At 60.5% G+C, this 26,919-nt stretch carries 19 protein-coding genes and 1 tRNA gene; 8 read left to right on the top strand and 12 right to left on the bottom strand.

Going from position 1 to position 26,919, the window contains the following annotated elements; genetic code table 11:
- Nucleotides 1–62: 62 nt before the first annotated feature.
- From ACVOLV_RS10705 to ACVOLV_RS10685, 5 genes are all read right to left on the bottom strand, one after another.
- Nucleotides 63–1,031 carry a TniQ family protein gene (locus ACVOLV_RS10705; RefSeq protein ID WP_481554381.1) on the bottom strand — a complete coding sequence of 323 codons (969 nt, stop codon included), beginning with the start codon at nucleotides 1,029–1,031 and terminating at the stop codon, nucleotides 63–65.
- Between the two features lie 47 nt (nucleotides 1,032–1,078).
- Nucleotides 1,079–2,068 (bottom strand): hypothetical protein, encoded by a 990-nt coding sequence (locus ACVOLV_RS10700; protein ID WP_481554380.1) that lies wholly within the window; start codon nucleotides 2,066–2,068, stop codon nucleotides 1,079–1,081.
- The gene (locus ACVOLV_RS10695; RefSeq protein ID WP_481554379.1) at nucleotides 2,069–4,468 is read right to left on the bottom strand and encodes a hypothetical protein; all 2,400 of its coding nucleotides are present in this window, start codon (nucleotides 4,466–4,468) and stop codon (nucleotides 2,069–2,071) included.
- 1,153 nt (nucleotides 4,469–5,621) lie between these two features.
- Nucleotides 5,622–5,714 (bottom strand) — tRNA-Ile (locus ACVOLV_RS10690).
- A 638-nt stretch (nucleotides 5,715–6,352) separates the two neighbouring features.
- Nucleotides 6,353–8,428 carry an O-linked N-acetylglucosamine transferase, SPINDLY family protein gene (locus ACVOLV_RS10685; RefSeq protein ID WP_481554378.1) on the bottom strand — a complete coding sequence of 692 codons (2,076 nt, stop codon included), beginning with the start codon at nucleotides 8,426–8,428 and terminating at the stop codon, nucleotides 6,353–6,355.
- Nucleotides 8,429–9,524: 1,096 nt separating this feature from the next.
- On the opposite strand from ACVOLV_RS10685, the gene ACVOLV_RS10680 reads away from it, so the two are divergent.
- On the top strand, nucleotides 9,525–11,795 hold the full coding sequence (locus ACVOLV_RS10680; protein WP_481554377.1) for an Ig-like domain-containing protein: 2,271 nt from the start codon (nucleotides 9,525–9,527) through the stop codon (nucleotides 11,793–11,795).
- 184 nt (nucleotides 11,796–11,979) lie between these two features.
- Here ACVOLV_RS10680 and ACVOLV_RS10675 read toward each other — a convergent pair whose 3' ends face one another.
- The 6 genes from ACVOLV_RS10675 to ACVOLV_RS10650 all read right to left on the bottom strand — a co-directional run bounded on the left by ACVOLV_RS10675 (nucleotide 11,980) and on the right by ACVOLV_RS10650 (nucleotide 19,989).
- A complete protein-coding gene (locus tag ACVOLV_RS10675; RefSeq protein WP_481554376.1) occupies nucleotides 11,980–13,905 on the bottom strand; it encodes a CocE/NonD family hydrolase in 1,926 nt (641 codons plus the stop codon).
- A 261-nt stretch (nucleotides 13,906–14,166) separates the two neighbouring features.
- Nucleotides 14,167–15,024 (bottom strand): hypothetical protein, encoded by an 858-nt coding sequence (locus tag ACVOLV_RS10670; protein WP_481554375.1) that lies wholly within the window; start codon nucleotides 15,022–15,024, stop codon nucleotides 14,167–14,169.
- The gene (locus ACVOLV_RS10665; RefSeq protein WP_481554374.1) at nucleotides 15,021–15,518 is read right to left on the bottom strand and encodes a LeuD/DmdB family oxidoreductase small subunit; all 498 of its coding nucleotides are present in this window, start codon (nucleotides 15,516–15,518) and stop codon (nucleotides 15,021–15,023) included. Before ACVOLV_RS10665 ends, ACVOLV_RS10670 begins: the two co-directional genes overlap by 4 nt.
- A complete protein-coding gene (locus tag ACVOLV_RS10660; protein ID WP_481554373.1) occupies nucleotides 15,515–16,798 on the bottom strand; it encodes a 3-isopropylmalate dehydratase large subunit in 1,284 nt (427 codons plus the stop codon). The genes ACVOLV_RS10665 and ACVOLV_RS10660 overlap by 4 nt, the downstream gene beginning before the upstream one ends.
- Nucleotides 16,795–17,595, bottom strand: a complete 801-nt coding sequence (locus ACVOLV_RS10655) for a GntR family transcriptional regulator (protein WP_481554372.1) — start codon at nucleotides 17,593–17,595, stop codon at nucleotides 16,795–16,797. Before ACVOLV_RS10655 ends, ACVOLV_RS10660 begins: the two co-directional genes overlap by 4 nt.
- Nucleotides 17,596–17,877: 282 nt before the next feature.
- Complete coding sequence (locus ACVOLV_RS10650; protein ID WP_481554371.1) at nucleotides 17,878–19,989, bottom strand: TonB-dependent receptor; 2,112 nt, start codon at nucleotides 19,987–19,989, stop codon at nucleotides 17,878–17,880.
- Between the two features lie 291 nt (nucleotides 19,990–20,280).
- Between ACVOLV_RS10650 and ACVOLV_RS10645 the strand changes: the two genes are divergently transcribed.
- From ACVOLV_RS10645 to ACVOLV_RS10635, 3 genes are all read left to right on the top strand, one after another.
- Nucleotides 20,281–20,475, top strand: coding sequence for a hypothetical protein (locus tag ACVOLV_RS10645; RefSeq protein WP_481554370.1), 195 nt, complete (start codon nucleotides 20,281–20,283; stop codon nucleotides 20,473–20,475).
- Between the two features lie 8 nt (nucleotides 20,476–20,483).
- A complete protein-coding gene (locus tag ACVOLV_RS10640; protein ID WP_481554369.1) occupies nucleotides 20,484–20,984 on the top strand; it encodes a hypothetical protein in 501 nt (166 codons plus the stop codon).
- A 508-nt stretch (nucleotides 20,985–21,492) separates the two neighbouring features.
- The gene (locus tag ACVOLV_RS10635; protein WP_481554368.1) at nucleotides 21,493–22,227 is read left to right on the top strand and encodes an SDR family NAD(P)-dependent oxidoreductase; all 735 of its coding nucleotides are present in this window, start codon (nucleotides 21,493–21,495) and stop codon (nucleotides 22,225–22,227) included.
- A 241-nt stretch (nucleotides 22,228–22,468) separates the two neighbouring features.
- On the opposite strand, the gene ACVOLV_RS10630 is transcribed toward ACVOLV_RS10635, so the two are convergent.
- A complete protein-coding gene (locus ACVOLV_RS10630; protein ID WP_481554367.1) occupies nucleotides 22,469–23,257 on the bottom strand; it encodes a GntR family transcriptional regulator in 789 nt (262 codons plus the stop codon).
- Between the two features lie 56 nt (nucleotides 23,258–23,313).
- Here ACVOLV_RS10630 and ACVOLV_RS10625 point away from each other — a divergent pair, with 56 nt between their 5' ends.
- From ACVOLV_RS10625 to ACVOLV_RS10610, 4 genes are read left to right on the top strand one after another with little or no spacing between them, the layout of a single operon-like run.
- On the top strand, nucleotides 23,314–24,093 hold the full coding sequence (locus ACVOLV_RS10625) for an enoyl-CoA hydratase/isomerase family protein (protein ID WP_481554366.1): 780 nt from the start codon (nucleotides 23,314–23,316) through the stop codon (nucleotides 24,091–24,093).
- 33 nt (nucleotides 24,094–24,126) lie between these two features.
- Entirely contained in the window at nucleotides 24,127–24,459 is a 333-nt protein-coding gene (locus tag ACVOLV_RS10620) for a DUF1330 domain-containing protein (protein WP_481554365.1), read from the top strand.
- A complete protein-coding gene (locus tag ACVOLV_RS10615; protein ID WP_481554364.1) occupies nucleotides 24,456–25,499 on the top strand; it encodes a nitrilase-related carbon-nitrogen hydrolase in 1,044 nt (347 codons plus the stop codon). The genes ACVOLV_RS10620 and ACVOLV_RS10615 overlap by 4 nt, the downstream gene beginning before the upstream one ends.
- The gene (locus ACVOLV_RS10610; protein WP_481554363.1) at nucleotides 25,492–26,910 is read left to right on the top strand and encodes an aldehyde dehydrogenase family protein; all 1,419 of its coding nucleotides are present in this window, start codon (nucleotides 25,492–25,494) and stop codon (nucleotides 26,908–26,910) included. The genes ACVOLV_RS10615 and ACVOLV_RS10610 overlap by 8 nt, the downstream gene beginning before the upstream one ends.
- Nucleotides 26,911–26,919: the final 9 nt, after the last annotated feature.

Here is a 26,919-nt window from a genome sequence, read left to right as displayed (position 1 = left end):
GATCTTAGGCGGCCTGACACCGGCCGCCTATGCCCAACAGTTGGCGGCCAAAGCCGCTACGATTAAATCTGGACTCTAAAGGGCCCCGCTACTGAAAGCGGGGGGACGTCGATCCCAAGCGCTTTCGCCACCGTGGCATTACAAGGGACGTAACCGTTGCTATGAAACCATCGGTAATCAAGCGCGATCGATTTAACGGCAGCCTCCAGCTCAGGAACTCGCATGATCGTATCGATCGAACGCTTGCAGCGCCACGGAGGGAAGAGAGGAGCGGCGGCCGCCTCCATTGGCCGGTGCAGGATCTCCACAACGTTGGTTCCATAGCCCGCAGCGAGCATCATCAAGGTTGGTAAGGTGATGCCCCCCTTTCCACGTAAGAGGTTATGTGCGAGTGAAATGAATCCAATAGCACGTCGATCCTCACGCGCAGGCCCGGTGACACACTCTAAGAAACTTCTCACGGAAGCACCTTCTACTGGCTCCCTATCTGCAACGCAGAAAAACTCTATTAGATGCTCGCACTGCCCCTGTACCCATAGTTCATAACGGTTCCTCCTGGTGAATGTCGGTGGCACAGTCAAGGTACTATCGCACTTGTGGCAGATTGACCACTTAGACGGATACCAGCTTCTCCATTGGGGTGCACTACAGTTGAGGCAGCGCTCAAGGATATCGCAGCCGTGACGTGGGCATACGCTGCAGCCCTTCAACGTGAAGACAAGAGGCTGATAGGGTTCATGCAGCTTCGAGGACAAGCACATCGGGCACCAGCGAAGTCGCTGTGGATTATGTCCTTGAAACCCTCTACTGGCGATTGCGTTAAGGCTGTAGAGAGTGCCTCTTCGAATGGTTGATGAGTTGGTGAGTCGGGCGAGCGTCTCAAACGTTTGTGCCCCTAGCGGCGACAATCCATCCATCACCGACGGCCACTGGCTTGAACGCGAGAGCCCTAGGGAGTTGTAAACAGAACTCATTTTATAGCCACAACGGGCGGACTGACGTGCGATCCAGGAGTGCAGAGACTCCACCATCACCGAGTTGGAATTGAGCAGGTCGTCGCTCGGGAAAGGGCGCCAAGTCACGGAGAGCGCCCCAGCGCTATACCTAGTGCCTTTGCCTTCATGAGCGCGCTGTCATCTGCAGGAAATCGGATTCTATTGAAGGTGGCTATCGAGGCCCAGATACTCTCGATAGCGTCTGCGGGCTGCACCGACTGTCTGACGGCCTCGGCTGTCAGACACGCAGACCTGTGCTTGCTCGCGTCTTCAAACAGTCTGCGCGCCTGTCCGATGATCCCGCCGGTCGCAGCATGAATCATTTTGATGCGTCTTAGAATGTTTCTATCATGCTGATAGTCGTTGAGCATGTTTGACATCACGGATGCAAAAACTCGTGTGTCTTCCTCAGTCTCTATTGAGTATGGAGGCAACCAGATTTTTGCAACCCTCCTGGAAAGCTCCGACGAGGCGTGCCACAAGTCAGGAAGGGTCTCGACGCCAACCAGAAGTATACGAACCCCTGCCGTCTCACCCCATGACATTAGGTTCTGAAGGTGCTGCGCAGGGGTTGTGTCCTTGTGATTCTTAAGCAAAGCATTCGCATGCTCGACGATCACAAGTTCGACCCCATTGCTCCGAACCAAATCGACCGCATGCGCCCACTCCTCCCTTTCAGCGGAACGTCGAGTGGTGGGTATCACCCGCATCGCCGTCTGAATCTCAGAGTCGAGCTCGGCAATCCACTCATTTGAGGCCATGTTGTCGCCCTGGCCGAGCCAGCGGATGTCAGGAAACATGATCTGCTTCTTGATAGATGTTACAAACGCAAGAGGGCTGAAGAAGGCCTTGTCTGGGAGAACTGCCATCACGCGTGCCACAGGAGTGACATTGCTTTTCCACATTGAGGCTTGGCCGAACATCTCCCGGCAGACCCGAGCGATGACCGTGCTCTTTCCAGTCCCACCGATCCCGACAAGCGCAATGATGTGACCAGGCAGGCAGCTTCTTATCGCATTGCTGAGTTTGTCGGCTGCGTCTTCGCCGAGCGGATGCTTGAAGACTCTGGTCACTTAGAGATCCTCATACTCGTCTAGCGATGTGATGTCTGTATCGGGGTAGGTTTTTTCGACAGTACTAGCGCTGGACGTGGCCTGCTCTGTGATCTGATTGGTGCCACGCTTGGCGTTGACTAGGCTCTCCAGCTCGCGCCTTGCGCGGATGAGTCTCCTCTTGGCGGCTTCTTCTCGATGAACTCGACGCAGCGAACTGATCGTCGGTCCAGCCCAATGCTTTGCGATTTTCTGGCAATCTGTCATATCAAAGGTGTCTGCGGCATCACTCCTTAACGCCTTGAACCACTGACTCCCAATCCTCGCCCAGACAAGCGATGGGTTCGTGCAATCTGAGCGGACGTCACACGGCTTTCTGTGACGCAGGGCATTCTGCATGTCTTGGTTGAGATACTTCCCCTCAGTCAGCCGAATCCCGAACTTCTCCGAGGCTTTGTACTTTGATCGTGGAACTGAAGTGGCGATGAGAAATGCGTCATCAAAAGCACAGGGCCTTCCTCCCAGGCCAAGGTGTTCACGTCGTTCCGAGTAGTCGCTACGGAATGAGGCGCCGTTGGAATTTGGGGATTCGGCGAAATCCTCGAACAGGTAGTGCTCAATCGCCTTGTAGATTGCAGGGAAAGCGTGACGTGCCGTACGAACGCTCTTGAATCGACCATCTACGGCACGTCCATACCGGTCAGGAAGTGTGTTCCCGTCCATCCAGTGACAGATGTCAATGTTGATGTAGTTGAGGATGTTCTCAGCAGGACTGTTGAAGCGTGATGCTGCCGTAGGCGTGTAGTTTAGTTGGAAGCGCGAGCGCGCGAACGCACTGTGCCATTTACTCTGGTTCTCCGTGCCTCGGTCACAGTAGACAGAGGTCGGAAGTTCGCCGTGTCGTGCTACGCAGTCGCGGTACAGGAGCGTTATGCTCTGAGTCCTAGGTTTCCCGAGTGTCACTGAGAAGGCCAGAGGGAGGCCATGCACATCGCGCATAACCATCACCCAAGCTCGATCAACTGCGCTATCTTCGCCAAGGTTAAGAATCCCCCTAACATCGAGAGCAGTGGCGTCGATGTGCACGGTGTGACCGGCTAGTGCCGTGGGCTCCGTACGATGAAGTGGTTCCGACATGCGTGCCTGGCTCTGATAGCCACGCATTCCGCCGGACTTAAGAGCCCGCTTCTCTGGATCTGTGCCGCTCAGTGCCTTGTATAGTGTCGTCCTGGAAACCGAAGGTACTCCTCGGGCATCGGATTCCGTATGTAGTTCAGTGAGTGCGTGGAGCTTCTTCGCGAACTCCCCATTCGCCCAACGCCAAGCGATTTCGCTAACGAGCTGCTGTTGTTCCGCGGAGAGCCTTGGCACACGGTTACCGCAGTTCGAAAAGTTTGGGATGAGTGGAGCTAGTGCGTTCGGATCTTCGGGTTTGCGAAGCCTAGATTCTAGCTTTCTTAGTGCTTTCGTCTTCTTTATCTTCCCCGCGAGCATGTCGTTGATGCGCGCCATCCTCGCCAGAGCGAACTCTTTCGCCTTGTCTGTGCAGGTGAGCAGTAGGTCGTCTATGGCAGGGTCAGAGTAGGCGCAGGTGAGCCTGGCGAGCCAATGGTCATCAAACGCAGCCATCGACGCTCGGTCTCTGCTGATCAATGTCCTCTCGTCGTGGATTCGACAGCTAATCAGCGGCGCGTACAGCTGGTGAGTTGCGAGTAGGTAGATGATGTGACGAACGGACGTACCAGGATGATCTTTCATCACTGCGCTGGCGGTGCGAGCCCCAGTTTCCGAAAAGCAGTTCATGATCGCCTTGGAGCGCTCTACGAATTCCTCGGAGACGTTTGAAGTCAGGACCTGATGCATCATCAACAGGTTTGCGCGGTACCTTGCTGAATGCTCTGGTGGCGACCAGACAACATGGTTGATGCTTCGTGCAAGTGCCCATTTACGATATGGGCCATGTACATATCGCCCATCCTGCATCAACCAGTCGCCGTGCTTTTCCGCGACCTTCTGCTGCAGCCATCCGAGACTCTTGCATTCCTCGGCCTGTATTCGATCTTCGTAGAAGACAAGGAGATCGAGGTGAGCGCTGGACACATGTCGCCTTCCGTTAGGCAGAGTACGAATGATTCCAGCTATTGGCACTTGCGTGTAGACGCTGACAACGGTGGGATCGAGGTCGCACTCGAGTTGACGCACGAGCTCCACGGAATGACTTTCAGAATCAATTGCGCAGTGGCTCTTCTCGAAGGTGGTCTGTGTGACAACATTGCGGAGAGCTCCTCTCCCCACTCGGCGGCCAGGCAAGGACTTGATCGCAGCCTCAAGATCCGCCTGCGCGGACAGAGGAAGCTGAATTCGTTCATAGACTCTCTGCCGTATGACTAGGTCATCGGCTTCGCTACGTCGCTCTTTCATCGACTCGTCCTCAAGCCACAGCGGACTTGACATTTTTTTAGGGACGAGCGAGGCTAAATGCGCGAGCCGTCCAAAGCGCGCATTCTGAAGGCCCGAGAGCGTCCACTCTCGGGCTTTTCTTTTGGCCTCACTCAGTGAGTTGCTGGCACTTCACATCTCCTCCAAGGTGTCTCCACACGACCCTACTCGGATTCAAGTTTCCATGCAAGATTATGATTTTTAAAGAAAAACTTTCATTAGTGTATCGGCTCGTTTTCTCGGTCTGATGTGGGCTAGCGACTACCGAAACCCTTGTCGTCACCACCTCTACAGGCAACGCCTTCATTGACTGCGGTCGCCGACATAGCGTCGGCGATACTCCTGCCCGGCTCTACTACGCGGGCTTGGGCGTCCACTCTGGCTACTACGTGGCTGTCACCCTATCGATTCGGTGGTAATCGCCCCGTGGGGCGTGGGCACCTTGTCGGTGAACACTAGCCATGCGCGGCGCATCTGCATCTGTGATGGCATGATGTCTGAACGCAGCCATTTTCCGATGTGTGGCGAAGTAACGCTCCACAATGCGATTCAATGTGACGTCCTTCAGGACGTGCGTCGTCAAAGATTATGGTGTGGGACCACAGGCATCGACGACGCTCTCGGGTAGCTCGAAGCCACCCAGCGCGTAGTTGAGCAGAGACACATCGTTGGCGTAGTCAGTGAACACGACGGGCTGAGGAATTGCACTGAGAAACTCTCGCACTGCAGCAGTCATCAACAGATCGGAAGCAGCTAACGTTCCGCGTTCAAGTAGCGGATAGACGGCAACGCCAGCGAGATCAGTAGGGGCGGAGGGCAGCGGATCACGTTCTGCATAGCAGGTGTGCCTGCCGTCTTCGCTGACGAAGGCTCAGCTCACCAGTTCATTGCCGATCACATCGGCCCGTTTGGTGTCCAGGAAGAAGTTCATGTGTCAGCCTTTGAGCGGGCATGACTGGTCATGTTCCCGTCTGAGTCTGCAGCGTCAGAGGAGTGTCCAACCACCACGCCGAGTCTCTCTGCTGGCGCACTCGCTACAGCTTGATCGGAAGGAGTTGGGAGTGACTTAGCGCACGTGCCGTGGGAGGATCGCCCGCGAGTGCGTCCCTCGGCGCGACCTCTTGCCGCAGACACGTGGTGCCCCTGGCCGGACTCGAACCGGCACAAGCCGCTTATCTGGCGCTGACGGGATATAAATCCGCTGCTCTACCCATTGAGCTACAGGGGCATGATCGTTGCGATCAGACCGGTATTCGGCTGTAGCTCTGGACGAATGGGTGGGCGGACATGGCTTAACCCTAGCATATTCGAGCGGCAACGTCGTGCCGGCATCGCTGCCCGGCAGCTGGCCACTCTTGCGCCAACTGCGCACTCCCTTCGCGCCGGGTCAGCTCGGATGCCCGCTTAAGCAGCGCTACTTCGTCCTCCGCAACTCCAGAACCGTTCGTCACCAAAGGTGCGCCCGGGTAGCAAGCAAAGTTGCGCGCCGCCCAACTTTGGTGAACCGCCCGGCATGGTTGGCTTTGGGCGGGTCAGAGTCCAGAAGTTCACCAAAGTGGCGCCCGAAGGGCGTGACTTTGCTTTCCTGCCTACCTGTTGGACATGCCCCGATAGTTCGAGCTCCCAGGCACACATCATGGGAAAGGTGTGTGCTCGAGCTCTTGATGCACTTCGACAGGACGATGCGACGGCGGTCCAGCAAACCAGGCCAGCCCAGCGCGGCTGTCGTCCAGGAGGAGGGGCGACTGCGTGCCGCAGCCGGTCCCTGGACGGGAATGGCCGGGCACGAAGCGATTGCGCCGGATATCTACAGCGTGAGTTGTGTCCCGGTGCCGCCTGGCGCCAGCACTTCCGCTGCGGCAGTCACTACCCTGCCGTGGCAGGGCGACGACTCAGATCGATGATTTCTCTCCGTCCGTCCTTGGCCTGCTCGTGCATGGCCTGGAGCAACTGCTCCAGTTGCGCGGCAAATTTATCGGACTGGTAGAGAACCGAAGTGCTCAGCTGCTCGCCAAGCTTGCGTCGGATTGCCTCCCGTTTCGATGGATTGCTGGCCAGTTCAACGGCCAGCGACACATAGTCAGCTCGACGGGTGGTGCAAAGTTCCTGCATGCCCAAGGTGTGCAACAGGCTGCCCGCCATGCGGCTGACGAAGGTTTCCCCCATGCAGGTGATCAGAGGAACACCGGCACGTAATACATCACTTGCCGTTGCCCCTGAGTTGTACGGGAACGTATCCAGTGCAATATCGGCAAGGGCAATACGTGCACGGTGATCTGCGAGCGATTGGCGTTCTGCGAAAACTACCCTTGTTGGCGCTACGCCGCGCTTCTCGGTCTGCTTCAACAAGTTGCTGCGAATCATCTCGGAGGATCCAGGTGCGATCCACAGCACGGCTTGCGGCACGCGGCGCAGGATTTCGCACCAGTCATCCCACAGCTGCGGTGTGAACTTGAAGGCCTGATTGAAGCTGCAGAAGACGACCGCGTCCATCGGCAGGTTTTCCGCTTCGCGAGTCGGCGGGAGCGCTACTGGCATCAATGGACTGTTCGGCTGGAAGCACTCGGGCATCAGCGCCAAGGCTTCGCTGAACTGGCTGGCATGCTCAGGCGGCGTGGCTACTGCGTCGCTGATGATGTAGTCGGCAAGCCGCGCCTCCCCCAAGCTGCCGATATAACCAATCCACGATGCTATGACCGGGGCTGGACGCAGTGCGCAGATTCCCAGACGGGCGTGGGTTGTGTAGCCGGTGAGGTCAATCAGGATATCGATCTGATCATCGCGTATCCGCCGCGCGGCTTCCAAGTCATCCATTCGGCTGATTACCGTGAAGTGATCAGCGGCTTCAATCAGACTGCGTCGTTCTGCATCGTCGACTTCTGGGCCATAGGCATATAGGTGCGCTTGGAAGTGCCTGCGATCATGGGCCGCAATGACCTGGGTGATTAGGTGGGCGACCGGGTGGTTACGAAAGTCGGCTGACAGATAGCCGATACGCAGACGCCCATCGTGCGCACGGGCAACTGAGGACACCAATGGATCGGCAGCCAGTGCAGATGCCCAGCGTTTACGTCCAAACTGGCTGGCGACCCTGCGTTGCATTGCGGCATCGAATTCCGGCCAGGCCAGCATATCAAGTGGCGACACTTCGCCGCCGTCGCCCTGTGCCAGCAATACGAGAAAATCGCAGATCGATGGTTGCGTGGCATTCCAATCAGCCAGCCTTCGGCGCAGACTCAGAATGCGTCCGATGATCTCGACATTGCCCGGTTGCAGTTCCAGCGCTTCCTGCAAGCAGCTCAGGGCCTCAACTTCCCTGCCGGTCTTTTCGAGAATTCCTGCGAGGTTCAGGCGTGGCTGCAGGTAGCCAGGATTGCAGGCGATGGCCGAACGAAAGCTCTCCTCCGCAGCGGTCTTGTCGCCATTGACTGTGTCGAGGGCATGGCCAAGATTGTTGTAGGCGTTGGCATAGGTCCGGTCAGCCTTGATCGCCTGCCGATAGCACGCCAGCGCTTCCGCCTGCCGGTCTGCCTTGAAGCTGCTTGTAAGAATGTTGCCCAGGTTGTTCCATGCGTTCGCTTGACCGGGGTTCAACGCCAGCGAACGGCGATAGGCCTCCTCAGCTTCAGGCAGACGATGCATGGCCGCGAGAGTCAGTGCCAGATTGGTATAGGCGTCGGCATTGTCTTCTCTCGCCGCCGCCAACGTCAGATAGCGCTCTGCGGCAGGGAAGTCTTTGTTGAGGTAGCAGATCACGCCCGCGCAGACCAAACCACCCGGATGCCGGGGTGCCAACTTCAATAGCTTGCTGTGGCAAAGCTCCAGCGCCTGGTTCAGTTGACGCCGTTGGTATAGAGCCAACACTCTTGCGTAGGTTGCATCGACAGCGCTTGCTGGGCGATTGTTTGATCGTTGCGGAAATTTTCCGTTCAAGCGACTCATTCCGCTCTCCGTGTAGATAGGTTTTCGTTCTGCCGCGCAGACAGATATGCGTGCCCTGGATGGCCGGGCCATGCGGATCTCGAAATCTGCTTTGGCGCATGAGCTCGGCTAGATTGCAACCGAGTTCACCGGGGCAGGAGAATCCTCGGAATGGTGCTATAGCTCGTAAGATTCTTCTGTAGGACAGCGCCTATTTTGATAGCCAGAACTGGCGTTGGCCTGTAGCCGCTGCTCCTCGAACAGCAGGTGCAAACAATCGCCTCCAGCTTCTCGATATATCCAGAACGGCGGTTCCTGGTGGAGGCAACCGCCAGCAATGAAGTGGCTTTCTGTAGCCGGTGCTCAGACCGGGCAGTGACGAGCTGCGAACTTCGTACCGTTACCCGATCCTTCTCTGCGTCTGTGGCAAGCCCACGCGTGGCATTGAGCCAGACACATATCTGCGCATGTCCCGTGTGCAGCGAGCGCGCAAGGTTTCACAAGTGAATCCGTTTTTTGCGGTTTCAGTGGACCTAAGCCGTCTCGGTTTCCCAAGTGAATTTCGATGTTTTGAAGCTAAGACAAGCCCTGGGATTTAAGCTGATTCTCATGTCTCAATTTAGGACAGCGGCTGATAATCCCGCCGTTGAGACCGCATTGGTTGCTTGCATCGCCAGTACGCTCCAGGCCAGCAGAAGGGCTGTTTCCGCGCATCGCTAAATGAGGAGGTCCGCATTGTGCGGGGCTCGCTCAGCATGGATAGATGCAGCAGGAGCGAAGTTTCCGCTGGCATGTTGATGCGTCTGGCAGGACAGCCAGGCGACCTGAGTGGTCGCGGACGGCATCAAGACCGGATTTCCCACGCGCCAGGGTAGAGCGCCTCCAATCCACTGATTGGAACGGTACGACGAGCAGTTTGGGCAGGCGTACGTACGCTGACTTGCCCATGCGCTCGCCATGAGACACGCGATTGTCGGCAACGACCTCCAGCACTGGTGCCGGAGGCCGCGCCGGCTGGCGCGTGCAGATAGCGCCGCGACTAGCAGTTTCAGTTCTGCAGCCTGGCGCGCAGTCGTTGCACGGCTGCACGGTCAATTCAAGTCAATGGAGACAACAAGTGAGCGCAGTAGGTTATGGCCGGACTTCACAGACGGCGAAGGTCAACTATGTGGATATGTATGCGGCAGGAAACACACCTGTGATCGAGACGATCATCGACGACCATGGCAGCAAGACAGGTGACATCGGCAACGGCGGCTACACGGATGACGGTCGCCCGGAGATCAAGGGTTGGGGAACCCCCGGTGATCTGGTGCACGTCTATGATGGGGTCAAATTGCTGGGCTATGCCGAGGTGGCTGGCGACGGCAGGTGGGCGTTCATTCCAATCCACCCGCTGGCAGATGGCAGGCACAGCATAAGCATCATCCACGAATCCCCGGATGGTGATGTCAGTGATGAATCCGAGCCGTATGTGATCATCGTGGACAAGGTGGTCCCCGAGAAGCCGGCAATCGATGCGGTGTCGGATGATGTTGGTGCGCAGACCGGTGCGATCGACAATGGCGGCAGCACCGATGACAACACGCCAACGCTGTCGGGCAGGGGCGAAGCTGGCGCGACGGTGACCATCATCGACAATGGCCAGATAATTGGTAAGGCCGACGTTGCGGACGACGGCACCTGGACCTTCACGCCGGAAGACGAGCTTCCGGATGGTCAGCATGAATTTGAAGTGGTGATTTCCGACGCAGCCGGAAACTTCTCAGAGCACTCGGAGAAGCACATCATCGTTGTTCAGGCGCCGGTACCTGCACAGATTGCCACGGTTACCTCGATGAGCAAGGACTGGGGTGCAAGCAGCAGTGACTGGCTCACCAATGACGGTGCTGCCGGGCGTCTGATGCAGGGGGCACTCAGTGCGCAGTTGGCAGCCGGTGAGCGTCTGCTGGTGTCCACCGATGGCGGCCTCAGCTGGAGTCAAGCGTCGGTAGATGGCCTTCGCTGGGCTGCACAGGACAACATTGCTCACAGCGGCAACTGGTCGATCCAGACCAAGGTTGTAAACGCCGCTGGGCGCAGTGGCGAAATAGAAGCACGCGATGTGTTCCTCGATACCCTGGCGCCGGATGCACCTACCAAGCTCAGCGTCGAGGGTTCCTACCTGACGGTGGCATTCAAGACGGCGGCCGTGTCCGCCGGCGACATTGTCAGTGTCGTGTTGAACGGACAGCGTTTTGATCACGCACTGACTGTGAAGGATGTGGATGCGGGCAGCGTACGCCTCGCTCCCGGTTTTCCAGTCGCCAGCGGCGATGTCATGGCCGCGATCATCGACAAGGCTGGCAACAGTTCGAAGTATCGGGACATGGGCGAGAACAAGCTCATCGACTTCAATGATGCCGCCTACGTGAATCTCAGTACGGGACAAAGTACGACCTACAAAGGTCTGCGCATCACCTCCGAGATCGATCATGATGTCTGGCAGATACCTGACGCGGTTACCGGACTGACCAGCCACGATCCTGCGGTCTATACCGGAATGAAGATCGGCATCACCGGGCGCACCCGTATTGATTTTACCGAAGGCCCGGTGTCCGAGCTCAAGTTCCTGGTGACCAATCTGCAGGCCGGCTACTTCGATCCCTCGGTGGTCAAGTTCTATACGGCCAGCGGTGCACTGGTCGGGCAACTTTCGCTGTCCGCCTACTGGCCGAACTCCTTGAATGCTTCGTTCAAGGCACCGGCCGGACAGGACTTCTCGTACATGGTGGTGAGCACCGGTTACAAGGTGCCAGGCTATACAGGGATCGGCAGCTGGGATTGGATTGGCCTGGATGACTTCCAGATACGCGGCGGTAGCAGCGAGCTCAATGTGCTAACGAATCAGACGATCGATGGCGGGGCTGGTAGCTACTACGGTGGCGACGAGGACAACGTATTTTCGCTGGCTAACGTCGCACTTCTATCGACGGCCAGCAGCGGTGGTGTTTTCGGCGGCGGTGGTGTGGACCTCCTCAAACTCACCGGCGCCAACCAGGGCCTGGATCTGACCGTATTGAAAGACAAGATCAACTCGATCGAGATCATCGACCTGACCGGTAACGGCAACAACACGCTGACCTTGTCATTGGAGGATGTGCTCGCCAATGGTCAGGTGGATCTGTTCCACGAGGGCGGCAAGCAGACGGTGCAGATGATGGTGAAGGGAAACACTGGCGACGTGGTCAAGCTGGATGACTTGCTCGGTGCTGGTGGTCTGGATCTCGGCGACTGGGCCTGGATGGGAAAACAGTCCATCGAAGGCCTCTCGTATGTTGTCTACCAGCACTCGGGGCTGGACGCGGAGCTGCTGGTGCAGGATGCGGTACGGGTTGACCTGATCTAAGCCTTGCGACCAGTTGCCGTCATGGTGCCGGTGTCTGGCAGGCGTCACTGCAACAGGAGGGCGGCACCCAACGGTGCCGCCTTCTTTGCATGCGATCGATGCGGACTCTTGCAGCACTGTTTGTGCATATGAGCACGAAAGCGGCTCATTACTGCGCAGGCGTTTCGTACCAGTGCGTGTGGCATCACTCAGCTACAGGCAGGCTGATGTAGCTCGGATGCTCGCTGCTGTTCCAGATGCGCTGGGTGGCCTTGCGGTAATCGGCCGGTTGCGCGAAGAAGATGTTGTCCACGTACTTCTGTGGGTTGCGGTCGTAGAGTGGGAACAGGCTGGACTGCACCTGCACCATCAAGCGGTGCCCAGGTTGCAGGGTCTGGTTCACGTTGGGAAGATCGAAGCTGTAAGTCTGCGGCGCATCCGGCGTGATGGGTTTGGGTTGGCTGAAACTCTCGCGATAGCGGCCACGGAAGATGGTGACCGCCAACGGCAGCTGGTAGCCAGCCATCTTCGGGTTGTCGGGATACTGGTCTGGGTAGACGTCGATCAGTTTCAGCACCCAGTCGCTGTCGCTGCCGGAGGTGGATGCGCTGAGTTGTACCTGTGGAACACCGGACAGCTTCATCGGCTTGTCCAATACCGGGCCGGTATAGGTCAGCACGTCGGTGCGGCCGTCAACAAAACGCTGATCACGCACCAGCCACGTCGTCCAGACATCGCGATCCCCCATGTTGACCGGGCGCGGCACGAATGGCACCGGCTTGGCGGGATCGGAAATGTATTCGGCGTATTGGGTGCCGGTGTCGGTGGCGCTGAAGGCCAGCTGCGCATCGGCATTCAGATAGAGCCTGCGTGCATTGGCGGTGCAGCCTTGCGTGCAGCTCTGCGGCCAGCTGTTGTAGGTGTCCCAGCGATTGCTGCCGGCGTTGTACACCCACACCGGCGGCGTGTTGGCGACTGTTGCACCATCCTTGAGGTATTGGTCGAAGAACGGCTTGAGCACATCGCGTCGCCACTGCAGGGCGGTGTCGCCGTTGAAGTCCAGCGCGCCCAGCGAGCTGCCGTTGTAGTTGGCGCCACTGTGTCGCCACGGGCCGATCACCAGGAAATTGCGCTTGTTGTCGTGGTCCTTGGGTTCCAGTGCGGCCCAGGCGGTGTGTGCGCCGTAAATATCTTCCTGATCCCATAGCCCTTGTTCCCACATGGTGGGAACGGTGATCTCCGGCAGCTTGGCCAACAATTTGTCCAAGGCCTGTTGCTGCCAGAACGCGTCGTAGGCCGGATGCCCGCTGACCTTGTGCCAGGCCGGGATCTGTTCAAGCCCCAGTGACCTGGCGAAGGCACCGACCGAGCCGGCCTGCAGGAAGCTGCTGTAGTCATCGCCGGTTGGCATGGCGATTTTTGCGCCGGCGCCGCGTGCAGTCATCTGCCCGCTGAAGTAACCAAGATTCACCTGCCGATAGGCGCCGTGCTGGAACCAGTCGTCACCCATCCAACCATCGATCATCGGGCTTTCCGGCGCGGCAACCTTCAGTGCGGGGTGCGGATCCAGCAAGGCCATCACCACGGTGAAACCTTCGTAGGAAGAGCCGAGCATGCCGACCTTGCCGTTGGACTCGGGCAGATGTTTCACCAACCAGTCGATGCTGTCCCAGGCATCGGTGCTGTGGTCGATCTTGGTAGGGTTGAGTGGACCGCGCGGTGGCCGGGTCATCACATAATCGCCTTCCGAGCCGTACTTGCCGCGCACATCCTGGAACACGCGGATATAGCCGTCCTCGGCGAATACCGTGTCGCCTTGGGCGAGGGCATCGACCAGACGTGTTGCGCCGGGCGTGCGATCAACCCGGCCGGCCGCGTTGTACGGTGTGCGGGTGAACAGGATCGGTGCGTTGTGTGCACCTTTGGGAATCATGATGACGGTATAGAGCTTGACCCCGTCGCGCATCGGGATCATCACCTCGCGCTTGTCGAAATCACGCGCGGGCTGCGGCGCGATGAACTTCTTGCCGGTGATGTCCGGCGTCATCGGCGCGACCTGTGCCGCGGCTGGCGGTGCCACGCCCAGGCAGGTGATGGCAGCGATGGCTGCAGCCAGAGTCAGGGTCCGCATTGCGCCTACCTCAAGTGCTTGGGTAAACGCTGACGCTATGCCTGTGTAGTGCTGGTTACACATGGCAAAGGTAATGGGAGCAATGCGAAAGGCACCCCTCCCCAACCCTCCCCTGCACCTTCGGTGCAAGGGAGGGGGCTGTTGGCTGCGCTCTGCCAGTTCATGTCGGCGCTGCTTCCACCCCCTCCTTTGCGCGTAGCGCAGGGGAGGGTTGGGGAGGGGTGCTTTTGAGCTGTTGCTGTTGCCTTTACCAGCATCCCATCACCCAACAAGCAACTCCACATGCTCTCCGGCGGGCCCACGCAGACTACGTCGCTCACCAGCATCCAAGACAACCCAGCCGGCCTCAGCCAGCACAGCAGCATCCACCACCGGCAAACGCAGCCCCAGGCTGTACTGACCCGCATGCCGCAGCTTGGGTGAAGCAGGCAGGTCAACCTGGTCAATCTCCACCATGCACTGCCCGGGCATCGGTACCACGGCCACCGGGTAACGGCCATCCAAGGCCTGCCCATAGGCGCGGTTGAGCACCGTTATTTTTGTATCGAAGGCCCAGCCCTTGGCACCCAACAATGCAGACCAGGCGCGTTGCGAGGCATCACGATCCGGCGTGGTCATCACCGCAATGAAGGTGTTGGCAACCGTAGCGTCGGTCATCGGCAGATCGAACGGTGGCACCGGTGCCGTGATCTGGGTGAGGTAAAGCAGCTCGCCGCAGGGGCCCAGCACCTGCGCGGCGCGAATGGCATCGCTCAGTTCCAGATTGGCGGCCGGCCCCAGGACCTTGAATGGCGCGTGCAGGCCTGCGGCAAGGGTATCGATAGCGCCCACCAGCACTTCCAGCGACAACCAGCCGTGACGGAACATGGGTTCGGCAACGATTGCATGCGGGTCTTCAATCACCCGCAGCACCGGCTCGCCAGCGCTGTTGGCCAGCCATGTCAACGGCGCGCCGATCAGATCTGTCAGGTCGAGTGCGGCAGCATCCTCGGCGCCCAGTGTGCCGCGTTGCTGTACCTGCAATTCCAACTGCGCGACATAGGCGTCGCAGACCTGCTGCAGGTCCGGCGCAATCAAGGTCGCATGGATGATGCCCAGTTTTGAATGCGGCGCGTTCATATGTGCCGCTCCGTGGCCAGCTTGCGCTCCAACCATGGCATCAGGCCGCCGCCGGCAACGATTGCCATCAACTCGCTGGGAATCTTCTCGCAGACGAACTCACGCCCTGTGCTGTGATTGATGATGCGTCCTTCCACCGGTCGTACTTCCAGTTCATCGCCGCGTGATGCTTCAAGCGTCGCACAAACCAGCGCGGGAACGCCGAGATTCAGCGCGTTGCGATAGAAGATGCGTGCGAATGACTTGGCGATGATCGCGCCTACGCCAAGCTCGGCCAGCGCCTGTACCGCCTGTTCGCGCGAGGAGCCGATGCCGAAGGATTCACCACCCACAACGATGTCGCCGCGGCGAACTTCGTTGGCGAAGTCCGGGTCCACCGCTTCCAGGCAGTGGCTGGCGAGCACGCTCATTGGTTCGCGCATATAAGGGCCGGGCGCCAGTACATCGGTATCGATGCGGTCGCCGAACACGAAAGCCTTGCCACGGACGTTCAAACGTCTTCTCCCAACAGCTCGCGTGGATCGCAGATTTCGCCCTTCACCGCGGCGGCGGCAACGCTGTACGGCGAGCCCAGATAAACCTGTGCCTCGGCCGAGCCCATGCGGCCCTTGAAGTTGCGTGCGGTGGTGGACATGCAGACTTCGCCGCTGCTGAGCATGCCGGCACCCATGCCGGCGCAGGCACCGCAGCCGGATGGCAGCAGGATGGCGCCGGCTGCGGTCAGCGTTGCCAGCGTGCCTTCGGCTGCAGCCTGCGCGGTCATCGCCACCGAGGCTGGGGCGATCAGCAGGCGCATGCCCTTGGCGATCCTGCGCCCTTTCAATACCTCGGCGGCCATGCGCAGGTCGGTGAGTTTGGCGCCGGTGCAGGCGCCGATATAGGCCTGGTCGATGCGTACCTTGCCGTGCTCGGCAACCGGGCGGCTGTTTGCCGGGCTGTGCGGTGCCGCCACGTGCGGTGCGATCTGCGCGGCGTCATAGCGATAGTGGTGCAGATAGTTGGCATCGGCATCGCTGCGCCACTGCGCCAGATCACCGCCGAAGGGCTTGCCGGCCTGTTCCAGCGCGGCAAGCGTGGTTGCATCGGCTTCGACGATGCCAGTCTCTGCACCGAGCTCGGCGGCCATGTTGCACAGGGTGAGGCGCTCATGCATCGGCATCGCCTGTACGGCACTGCCACCGTATTCGAATACCTGGCCTTCGTTGCCCATGCCATGTTGGCCGCACAGCATCAGCATCACATCCTTGGCGCTGACGCCGGCACCGAGCACGCCATCGAGTTGCACGCGGGTAGTCTGCGGCACCCGCAGCCACACTTCACCGGTGACCAGCGCGCCGGTGATGTCGGTGGCACCCATGCCGACCATGAAGGCACCAAAGGCACCGCCGCTGGGTGAATGCGAATCACCGCCGACGCAGAACATGCCGGGTTGCACGTGGCCGTGCTCCTGCAGCACCACATGGCAGATGCCGAGCATGTCGTAATGGGTGACGCCGTGCGCCTGCGCCCAGCGGCGGGTGAGGGCGAGGATGTCGGCGCTTTCCATGTCCACCGCCGGCACGAAGTGATCGGAGACCACGACGACCTTGTCCGGGTCCCACACCTTGGCGCCGAGCTTTTCCAGCCGCGACGCGACCCGGCGTGGACCACCTGAGTCATGCATCATCAGCAGGTCGAGCTTGGCGGTGAGGATTTCGCCCGCCTGCACGGCCTCACGCCCACAGGCACGGGCGAGGATTTTCTCGGCGAGCGTTGCACGCACAGTTGCACTCAAACAAATGTCTCCGGCTTGTTGGTTTCGTAGTCCAGGCGCATCTGGTAGCGCAGCTGGTCGGGGCGATATTGGATGTCCAGCAGATCCAGCAACTGCTGGTCGGGGCCGTAAGAGCGACGGGTCAGGTTCATCACCGCCTGGCCGGGCGACATCTGCAGGTGCATGGCGGTCATCGCACCGGCGCGCAGTGCACTGACGGTCTGCTGGACCTGCAGGAAGCGGATGCCGCAACGGCGGAACAAGGCGATGCGCGAACCGTAGGCCAGTTGTTCGGCGTTGAACTCCGGATGTGTGGTGCGGGTCCAGCTGGCGTAGTAACCAAAGGCTTGACCGTGCCGCGAGCGCACCCGCACGCAATGCACCAGGGCTTCCTGCGGACCGCTGCCGAACTGCTCGCGGATAGGCTCGGGCGGGACCGCGCGCTCCCAGCCGAGCAACCGCACCTGGGTGTTGCTGGCCAGGGTATCGAGGCTGTGGATCAGCTCGCCCAGTGGCGTCTTCAACGGCATCGGAATACTGGAGCTGCGGCTGGTACTGCCACCGACCACACGGGTGCCGCGGCCGCGCTGGCGTACCAGCAGGCCATCGTTGGCCAGCAGCTGCAGTGCCTGACGCACGGTGACCCGCGAGATGCGCAGGCGCCGGGCCAGTTCTTCCTCACGGGGCAACTGTTCGCCATCGCCAATCTCGCCACGCTCGATCAGCCCACGCAGGAATCCCTGCAGCTGGTGGTACAGCGGCGCATGCAGGTCACGGCGGAGGATGCCCTCCAGGGATTGGGTGGTGAACGGGTCCACGGTGGGCTGCCGGCAGGTCCGAAATGATCTTAATGATATATCTATATATCTAAAAGGGTCGTAGGTATAGACCTTGTTGTGTTTCGGGCAGTAGTCGGTTGGGTTGGGAGGCGCTCTCGCTGGCTGATGCGGCGCCGGGAAGGCCCCTGCCGAGCATGGCTCGGCACTACCGCTTTAGCCCCTCTCCCGCCTGCGGGAGAGGGGTTGGGGTGAGGGCGCTCCGGCCTTGGCGGGTGAAGCCCCTGCCGAGCATGGCTCGGCACTACCTGTCGCTATCAGCCCTCACCAGAACCGGTAGCTGAACTCCACGCCGTAGGTGCGCGGCACGTTCGGGTAGATCACGCCTACGCCCAGTCCAGCGATATCAAAGCCGCCGGTGGAGGCGAATTCATTGCTCAGGTTCTTGCCCCATAGCGCCACCGACCACTGCGCATCACGCGGTTCGTAGGCGATGCGCGCGTTGTACTCATGCCCGGCCTTGCGCATGATCAGACGCGAGGCATCCTGGTTCTGGAAGTAGTCGTCGGTGTAGCGCGCCTGTGCGCTGAACACCAGGTCGGCATTGCCAAGCGGCTGCACGTAACTGCTGCCAAAGGTCCATTGCAGCTTGGGTGCGTTCTTCAGCGGGTGGCCGCGGAAATAGGCGGCGTTGATGGCCTTGTACTTCTGGTATTCCGAATCGATGGTGCCGAGCGTGGCGTTGAGCTTCAGCCCGCGGGTCAGCTGCGCCTCTGCTTCCAGCTCGATGCCCTGGATCAAGGCGCCGGTGGCGTTGGTCACCACGAAGATGCCTTCCGGGTTCACTGCGGCCAGTTGGATGCCGTCGTAGTCCAGCCGGTAGTAGTTGCCGTTCAAGCGCAGGCGGTTGTCCCACAGCGTCGACTTGATGCCTATTTCATAGGCGCGCAGGGTTTCGGCATCCACCTGCACCAGGGTTGCCGGGGTGCTGCCACGGCCATTGAAACCGCCGCTCTTGAAGCCGGTGGTGACGCTGGCGTAGCCCATCACGTTGTCGTTGAAGTTGTAGGACAGCAGCGCCTTCCAGTCCGGGCGGTTCCAGCTGTTGCGCATGTTCTTGCTGAAGTTGGGGTCGCCGTTTGCCTTGACCGCGCGCACCGAGAAATCCTTGCTCTCATAGCTGTAGCGGCCGCCCAGGGTGAGGGTCAGCCTGTCGGTGAACTTGTAGTCGCCCTGTGCGTAGATCGCATACGCCGAGGTGTCCTGGGCGATGTAGTTGGTGCCACCGCGCACGAAGATGTCGCTGCGGGTTGGCTGGTCGTTGTGTTCCTTGAACGCGAACACACCGGCAACCCAGCTGAAAGGACCGTCGAGCTGTGAGGTGAACTGCGCCTCGTAACCCTTCTGGTTCTGGCGCTGGTCCTGTTCAAGGTGATAACGGGTCTGCGCGGTGCCGTCCACGTCCATGTAGAAGTGATGGTCCAGCGTGCGGTAGTGCGCGATGCTGCGCCAGGAGAACGCACCGAAGTCGGTTTCATTGGTCAGGGCCACGCCGAACTGATCGATGTCGTTCAAACCCAGCGTGTCGGTTTCGGTCTTGTAGAAGCTGCCCAGGCGTGGCACCTGGTTGCCATTTGCATCCAGCGCCACCGGTGTGCCCCAGGCCGGGGTGGAACGCTCGCGCAGGCGGTCGATGCTCAGCGTGGCATAGGAGGCTTCGCCCCAGGTCGAGGCCAGCGACAGACGCCCGGCCAGTACATCCTGGTCGTTGACCATGCGGTTGTGGGTGATGTCCTTGAGGATGCCATCGCGCTGGCGGCTGAGCGCGGCGGCGGAGATGTCCAGCGTCTCGCCGATGCGGGTGGCAAAACTCACGCGTGCGTCGCGGCGTCCAAGGTTGCCGATGCTGCCATCCAGCGCCAGCTTGCTCTCGCCGGTAGGCTTGCGCGAAATGTAGCGGATTGCGCCGCCGGTCGCGTTGCGGCCATACAGCGTGCCCTGCGGGCCGCGCAGCACTTCGATCCGCTCGACGTCATACAGGTCGAACATCGCCCCGTTCTGGCGTGGGATGTAGACATCGTCGATGTACAGCGCCACCGCCGGATCATTGGTGAACATCGACTCATCGGCACCCACGCCGCGCATGAAGATCTTGGCGCCGGAGCTGGTGCCGGTGTTCTGTTCGATGATGATGTTGGGGGCGGCGAACTTGATGTCGTCCACGCGCTTGACCTGCATGCGGTCAAGCTCCGGCCCGCTGATCACGCTCATGCTCAGCGGCGTCTTCTGCATCTGTGCTTCGCGGCGTTGCGCGGTGACACTTACCTGATCCAGCTGCACAGCTTCTTCCCCAGACGACTGGGCGAAAGCATCGCCGCTGCCGATGGCCGTCATGATCGCGACAGTTAAAGCACTCCGGTACAGAACATCTTTCATGACTTGCCTCGTAGCGTGATGAAGGAAAACCGCGTTCGGATACGGCGCACATCGACATATAGATATATCAATGCTTCCTGGCGAGTATTCCGCCATTTGTCCGGACAATCAACAGGACTATTGCTGGCTTTCTACAATTGCCAACGCGGTCCGGATCCTGCGTATCTATCTGAGATCAAAGGGTTTTGAAAAATGAATGCGGAAGCTGGTTTGTCTTATAGGTTTGGTTGTTAGGTCATTCCAGCGTGTTTGCTGCGACCGCAGTACATCCACTACAGGCGTCAATCTGCGATGTTGATCAAACGCGGAGTGGAGCTATCTGTTGATATGAAAACGATCATCACAGCCAGCGTGACCGTAACCATGCGCAGTGCTGCCGCCAGCCGTCGTCAGTTCATCCGCACCGGTGGTCGCAGCGAGCATTGCCGTTGCCCAGAGCAGGGCCTGGTGCTGTTGCATCAATCGCTGCATGACGCGTGCACCTGACCGCGCAGATGATCGAACGCTTCTTTGATCGCGAGCCGGTGATCGCACCGGTTGCACCGGGCGTTGGCTACTTCGCTGGTTTTGCAGAGGCCACATCGGAGTTTCTCGATGTGCTGGATAGCGAGTGCTTCGCGCTTGTTGTGCATCCGCACCGGCAGCTTGAACGGCATGCATCCGGCCTGGATTTCACCGGAGCGTCTGCAGTGCTGACGTCGATGGCCACGTGCTGTTCAATGTTGAAGAAAGCGTCTGTTGCAGCGAGCAATGCCTGCCGCCATCCCTGCGCAGCGGGGACGGCGGGCATCTGCATTTGCCGTGGCCACGCATGCGCCAGCAGCAGTGCTTCTTCCCATGGTGTTACCCCTTGGCGGGCAAGTCACAACACACGTATTCGTCGCTGTTTCGGCGATTTCGTGAACACCTCGCCGAGCAAGCATGGGGACAGTGAATCAACTATGTGGGCACACCCCGGGACGGGGCGGGGATCGCAACGAATAGCCTTGACTTGATAGTCGCCATCCACGATTTTCACGCTGCGGTCTTCGACAATCGAATGCTTCGCTCTCTCCACCACCTCACAGCCAATGTGTCGAGGTGGACAATGAATGCCGCCACCGGAAGTCGAAACTGCAGGACCGCAAGCAAGGACGAGAGACACCGGCCGATGAACGGGATACGCAGAGTCCAAGCTTGCGATCCCGTCGACATCGCAAGCCTGCTTCCAGGCACATCTCGGTCCCTCGACAGAGGCTGTGGCAGCGGCGCGCTGCTCAAACAAGCGGTTGTCTCCAAACCATGGCTTGAGCGCATTGCCCGCTTGGATTTTTCAAAAAAGAACAAAGAAACATCCGAACTCCCGCGATGCGAATCTCGGGGAGCGTTGATCTCAAAGGCCTGTTCAAACAGAAGTCGTGAGCGACGTACCGCCAACAGAGCCCACTCTCAATCCAGGCTGAAGCCTGAAGCACTGCTCCGAAGATAGCCCCCTACGCACACACCTATTTGAGGATCCACCACATGACCAGATTGAGTGGAAAAACCGCCGTGATCACCGGTGGCGCCACCGGCATCGGCCTTGCTGCGGCAAGACGCTTCGTCGAAGAAGGCGCGTTCGTCTTCATCTTTGGCCGTCGGCAGGAAGCGCTCGACGCCGCCGTGGCCGAACTGGGGCCGCATGCCCGGGCGATGCAGGGCTCGGTCTCCGAACTGGCCGACCTCGACCGGCTCTACGCAGCGGTGAAGGCGGAGCGCGGAACCCTCGACATCGTCTTCGCCAATGCAGGGGAGGGAAGCCGGCTCCCGTTGGGCGAGATCAGCGCCGAGCACATCGACGGGATCTTCGACACCAATGTGAAAGGTACGATCTTCACGGTCCAGAAGGCGCTACCGCTGATGGGACAGGGGGGCTCGATCATCTTGACCGGATCAAGCGCCGGCACCACCGGAGCTACGGCATTCAGTGTCTACAGCGCGAGCAAGGCAGCTGTACGCAATCTGGCGCGGACATGGGCAGAAGACCTGAGAGGCACCGGTATCAGGATCAATGTGTTGTCGCCGGGACCGACGGCGACCGAACGGGCGGCGACAATCGTGGGCGAAGAGGGCATGAAGGTCTTCGCCTCGATGAATCCGCTCCAACGCATGGCCGAGCCAGCGGAGCTTGGCGCTGCGGCGGCTTTTCTTGCTTCGCATGACAGCAGCTTCATGACTGCGAGCGAGCTCGCGGTTGACGGCGGCATCGCACAGATCTGACGCGCTGCACGCGGCCGAACGCTCCATGCGAGGGCTGGCTTGGAGCGTCGTAGGTAATGAGTCAACAGCGCGTGCCATCAACCGTGGGGCTGCTTGTGCAGACCCGCGGCCGGGTCGGGAGTCCGTTGTTTTCCGGGATAGGTTCACTACAGAGCCGTGAGCGATGCACCGCCATCACGGCAAGATTGTGACCACTCTGCAGCCTGGAGCATTCTGTCTGTTCCCTGGCCTGCGACCTTTCTCAGTCATGCCCACCGTCATCCACATCCAGTGTCATCTGGTAGGTGAACTGATCGGGCCGGTACTGCACGTTGAGCAGGTCCACCAGGTTGCCATCGCCATCGTAGGAGCGGCGTTCCAACGACAACAATGCGGTGCCCGGTTCCACCTTCAGGTGCAGCGCGGCTATGGCGTCGGCATTCACCGCTGACAGCACCTGTTCCACCTGCTTGATCTGGATGCCGGCGGTCTGGAACAGCTTCAGTCGCGAGCTGTTGGCCAGCCGCGCCTCGTTGAATTCGGGGTGGTCGGTATTGGTCCAGCTGATGTAGTAGCCGAACGGGACATCAGCACGCAGGCGCAGACGGATGGCCTGCGCCAGCACATCACGTGGGCCGGTATCGAACAGTGCCCGGATCGGCTCCGGCGGCACCGCACGGCGGAATTGCAGCAGCTGCACCTTGGTGTGCTCGGCCAGCACTTCCAGGCTTTCCAGCAGCCCGGTCAGCGGGCTGTGCATCGGCTTGGGCCGGGAGCGGTGGATGACGTGGGTGCCCTTGCCGCGACGGCGCTCGACCAGGCCTTCGGCGGCCAGCTCGTCCAGCGCCCGCTTGGCGGTGATGCGGGACACCCCAAAGCCATCGGCCAGGTCGAACTCGGTGGGGATGCGGGCGCCGCGCGGGATCTCGCCATTGAGGATGCGGTCGCGCAGCAGGCTGAACATCTGGTGGTAAAGCGGCGTCGGCAAGTCATTGCGCAACAGCTTGTGCGCGTTGGCACTCAATAGTGTGGCCAGTGTGTCTTGGGACATCTCGCTTCACCCTCCTTTGGCTTAATGCTATAACGATAGAACAAATAGGATAGGCCATGGTCACTGAAGAAACCGTGATTTGCTGGAGCCGTGACGGTGCGCTAGCCCGCATCGGCATCCACCGACCCGACAAGCGCAACGCCCTGGCCACCCGCCACTGGGCGGCAATCGAGGCCGCACTGGACGAAATTGCCGCCAGTGACGCCCAGATCGTGGTGGTATCCGGCGAACCGGGGGCGTTCAGTGCCGGCGCCGATATCGACGAACTCGGTCAGCTGCTCACCGCTCCGGCCGCCTTTGCCGCCAACAACGCCCAGGTCCAGCGTACCCAGCTCAAGCTGCAACGCCTGCCGCAGACCACGCTGGCCGTCATTGACGGTGCCTGCGTGGGCGGCGGCCTTGGCCTGGCCCTGGCCTGTGACCTGCGCCTGGCCAGCAGCCGCAGCCGGTTCGCTATCACCCCAGCCAAGCTCGGTTTAGTTTACAGCGCCGATGACAGTCGCCGGTTGCTCAACACGGTTGGCATGGCCCGCACCCGCGAAATGCTGCTCACCGGCCGGCTTCTCGATGCCGCCACTGCGCTGGAATGGGGCTTGATCAACCAGCTGGCGGGCGAGGCAGGCATCGAAGCGCTTGAGCAGGCGCAGGTGCAGCAGCTGCTGGCCACCTCCGGCCAGGCCAGGCGCGCGATCAAGACCGTGCTTGGCCACCTCGGCGGCGATGCCGGCATCAGCCTGGCCCAGGCCGATGCTGCCTTCAACGACGCCTTCAGCAGCAGCGACTTTGTCGAAGGCGCTGCTGCCTTCCTGGAAAAGCGCGCTCCAAGCTTCAAATGAGCTCTCCAGCACAGCCCTCCAATCGAGCCTGCCATGACCGCCTACCTGATCATCGAAGCGCACATCACCGATCCGCAGGGGTTCGGTGCTTACGCCCGCGCAACGCCTGACGTCGCCGCACGCTATGGCGGGCAGTATCTGGTCATGGGCGGTGCCCAGCAGAGCCTTGAAGGCGAACACGCGCCAGCCCGCACCGTGATCTCGCAGTGGCCAGACCGCGCTGCAGCGTTGGCGTTCTGGCACAGCCGCGAATACGCCGCGATCAAGCCACTGCGCGCTGGCACCGGCACATTCCGCGTGCTGCTGGCCGATGGCGTGCAGACGCAAGCCCTCAACGACACCGCTACCGAAGGTAAGGTTCCATGATCGATGCATATCGTGCGCTGGCACTGCAGACCACCTGCCGCGCCATCAATGCCTGCGCCACGCCGGAAGACGCCGCTGCTGCGGTTGCGGACAATATCGAACGCGTAGGCCGGCAGATCCGCGCCTCCAAGGCCTTCATCGGCGCCGACCTGAAACTGGTGGTGTTGCCGGAGTATTTCGCCACCAGTTATCCGCTGGGCGACACCATTCCCGGCTGGGCGGCCAAAGGCTGTTTCTCGATGGACGGCAGCGAGTACGCGCAGCTGGGCCGCATCGCCCAGGACAACGGCGTGTATCTATGCTCCAACGCCTACGAGCGCGATCCAAACTTCCCCGAGCTGTACTTCCAGTCATCGGTGATCCTCGACGACAGTGGCAACCAGATCCTGCGCTACCGCCGGCTTATCTCGTTGTACGCACCCAGCCCGCATGATGTCTGGGACAAGTACCTGGATGTATACGGCATCGACGGCGTATTCCCGGTTGCGCGCACGCCGCTCGGTCGCCTGTCCTGCATCGCCTCGGAGGAAATCCTGTATCCGGAGATCGCGCGGGCGATGGGCCTGCGTGGTGCGGAAGTCATCCTGCATTCCACCAGCGAAGTCGGCAGCCCGGAGCTGACTCCCAAGGACATCGCCAAGCGCGCGCGCGCGCTGGAAAACATGGCCTATGTGGTCTCCGCGAATACCGCCGGCATCAGTGGTGTGGATATTCCGCTGGGCAGCGCCGACGGCATGAGCAAGATTGTCGATGACCAGGGCCGGGTGCTGTCCGCTGCCGGTACCGGCGAGTCGATGGCCGCGTACGCCGACCTGGATATCGCCGGCCTGCGTCGCCGCCGGCAACGGCCGGGCATGGGCAATTTCCTGTCACGTCTACCGCAAGCGGCGATCAACGCCGGCCTGGCCAGCACCGCCTTGAAGCCCAACGCGCTGCTGGATGGCGGCCGTTTGAAGATCCCGCAGCGCGCCGATTTCGCCGCGCGCCAGAACGCCACCCTTGATGCACTGCTGAGCGCCGGAGTACTGGGCAATGACTGAAGCCACCACACTGCCGCTGCGCAATCCGCGCAGCGGGCTATCCGATGGCGAACTGCCAATCACGCCTGCCGCCGAGGTTGCGGCGTTGGGCTTGGGCCTGCGCCAAGCGCAGCTCGGCTGGGCTGAGCGCAGCATCGAAGAGCGCTGCGCATGCCTGGATGCTCTGGCCGATGCGCTGGTCGCACGCCGCGATGGCTTCCTCGATGTGCTGCTGGCCGATACCGGGCGCTGGCATGAATCGCAGATTGAAGTGGATGGTACGGTCGCTGCTATCCGCCGCTGGGCGCAACAAGCGGCGGGCTGCCTGACGGAAAAGCCGGCCCAGCCCGAAGCGATTCCCTTCATCCACAGCCAGCAGACCTGGGTGCCGTATGCGGTGGTGGGCGTGATCAGCCCATGGAACTTCCCGTTGATGCTGACCCTGATCGATGCGGTGCCGGCGCTTGCGGCAGGCTGCAGCATCCTGGCAAAGCCCAGCGAAGTCACTTCGCGCTTCGTGCCGCTGCTGCGTGAGGCATTGGAGGAAGCTGGCCTGGCAGAGGTGTTCAAGCTGGTTACCGGCGCTGGCGCCACCGGCCAGGCGCTGATCGAGGCCAGCGACCAGATCTGCTTCACCGGCTCGGTCGCCACCGGCCGCAAGGTAGGCGAAGCCTGTGCGCGTCGCTTCATCCCCGCGTCGTTGGAACTGGGCGGCAAGGACCCTGCGCTGGTCTTGTCCGATGCCAATATCGATCATGCGGCACGCGCCTTGGCCTGGGGCAGCTTCGTCAACGGCGGCCAGAGCTGCATGTCGATCGAGCGCGTCTACGTGGAAGCACCGGTGGCCGATGCGTTCATTGCCGCCTTGGTGAAGGAAGCCTCCGCATTGCAGCTGGCGTGGCCGGATCCAAAGCAGGGCCAGATCGGTCCGGTGATTGCCGCCTCGCAGGTGGAACTGGTCCGCGCACAGCTTGCCGATGCCAAAGCCAAGGGCGCACGCGCACTGACCGGCGGCGAACTGATCGAGCACGGCGGCGTCTGGTGCCCGCCAACGGTGCTGGTCGATGTCAGCGACGAGATGGCCGTGGTCGCAGATGAAAGCTTCGCCAGCGTGTTGCCGGTGATGGTGGTAGCCGATGAAGCCGAGGCCATCGCGCGCGCCAATGCCACCGAGTTTGGATTGTCGGCAGCGGTATTCACGCAAAGCCCCGAACGTGCGCAGCGGGTGGCACGTCAGCTGCAGGCCGGCGGCATCTCGATCAACGACGCCTGTTTGACCGGCATGGTCCAGACCGCCGAAAAACAGAGTTTCAAGCTGTCCGGCATGGGCGGCTCGCGCATGGGAAGCGCATCGATCCGTCGCTTCGTACGTGCACGCGCGCTGCTGATCAATACCGGCACCGCATCGCCATGGTGGTTTCCGGCAGCGTGATGCGCTGCC

The sequence above is a fragment of the Stenotrophomonas sp. STEN023 genome, assembly GCF_056760135.1.
This window is presented reverse-complemented; position numbering and strand designations above follow the sequence as displayed.

Coding starts and splice junctions, on each gene's coding strand:
- ACVOLV_RS10645 (WP_481554370.1), top strand. CDS start 20,281: ATGTTGATCAAACGCGGAGTGGAGCTATCTGTTGATATGAAAACGATC.
- ACVOLV_RS10640 (WP_481554369.1), top strand. CDS start 20,484: ATGATCGAACGCTTCTTTGATCGCGAGCCGGTGATCGCACCGGTTGCA.
- ACVOLV_RS10685 (WP_481554378.1), bottom strand. CDS start 8,428: ATGAGTCGCTTGAACGGAAAATTTCCGCAACGATCAAACAATCGCCCA.
- ACVOLV_RS10610 (WP_481554363.1), top strand. CDS start 25,492: ATGACTGAAGCCACCACACTGCCGCTGCGCAATCCGCGCAGCGGGCTA.
- ACVOLV_RS10630 (WP_481554367.1), bottom strand. CDS start 23,257: ATGTCCCAAGACACACTGGCCACACTATTGAGTGCCAACGCGCACAAG.
- ACVOLV_RS10635 (WP_481554368.1), top strand. CDS start 21,493: ATGACCAGATTGAGTGGAAAAACCGCCGTGATCACCGGTGGCGCCACC.
- ACVOLV_RS10695 (WP_481554379.1), bottom strand. CDS start 4,468: ATGAAAGAGCGACGTAGCGAAGCCGATGACCTAGTCATACGGCAGAGA.
- ACVOLV_RS10625 (WP_481554366.1), top strand. CDS start 23,314: ATGGTCACTGAAGAAACCGTGATTTGCTGGAGCCGTGACGGTGCGCTA.
- ACVOLV_RS10615 (WP_481554364.1), top strand. CDS start 24,456: ATGATCGATGCATATCGTGCGCTGGCACTGCAGACCACCTGCCGCGCC.
- ACVOLV_RS10705 (WP_481554381.1), bottom strand. CDS start 1,031: ATGGTGGAGTCTCTGCACTCCTGGATCGCACGTCAGTCCGCCCGTTGT.
- ACVOLV_RS10675 (WP_481554376.1), bottom strand. CDS start 13,905: ATGCGGACCCTGACTCTGGCTGCAGCCATCGCTGCCATCACCTGCCTG.
- ACVOLV_RS10670 (WP_481554375.1), bottom strand. CDS start 15,024: ATGAACGCGCCGCATTCAAAACTGGGCATCATCCATGCGACCTTGATT.
- ACVOLV_RS10620 (WP_481554365.1), top strand. CDS start 24,127: ATGACCGCCTACCTGATCATCGAAGCGCACATCACCGATCCGCAGGGG.
- ACVOLV_RS10650 (WP_481554371.1), bottom strand. CDS start 19,989: ATGAAAGATGTTCTGTACCGGAGTGCTTTAACTGTCGCGATCATGACG.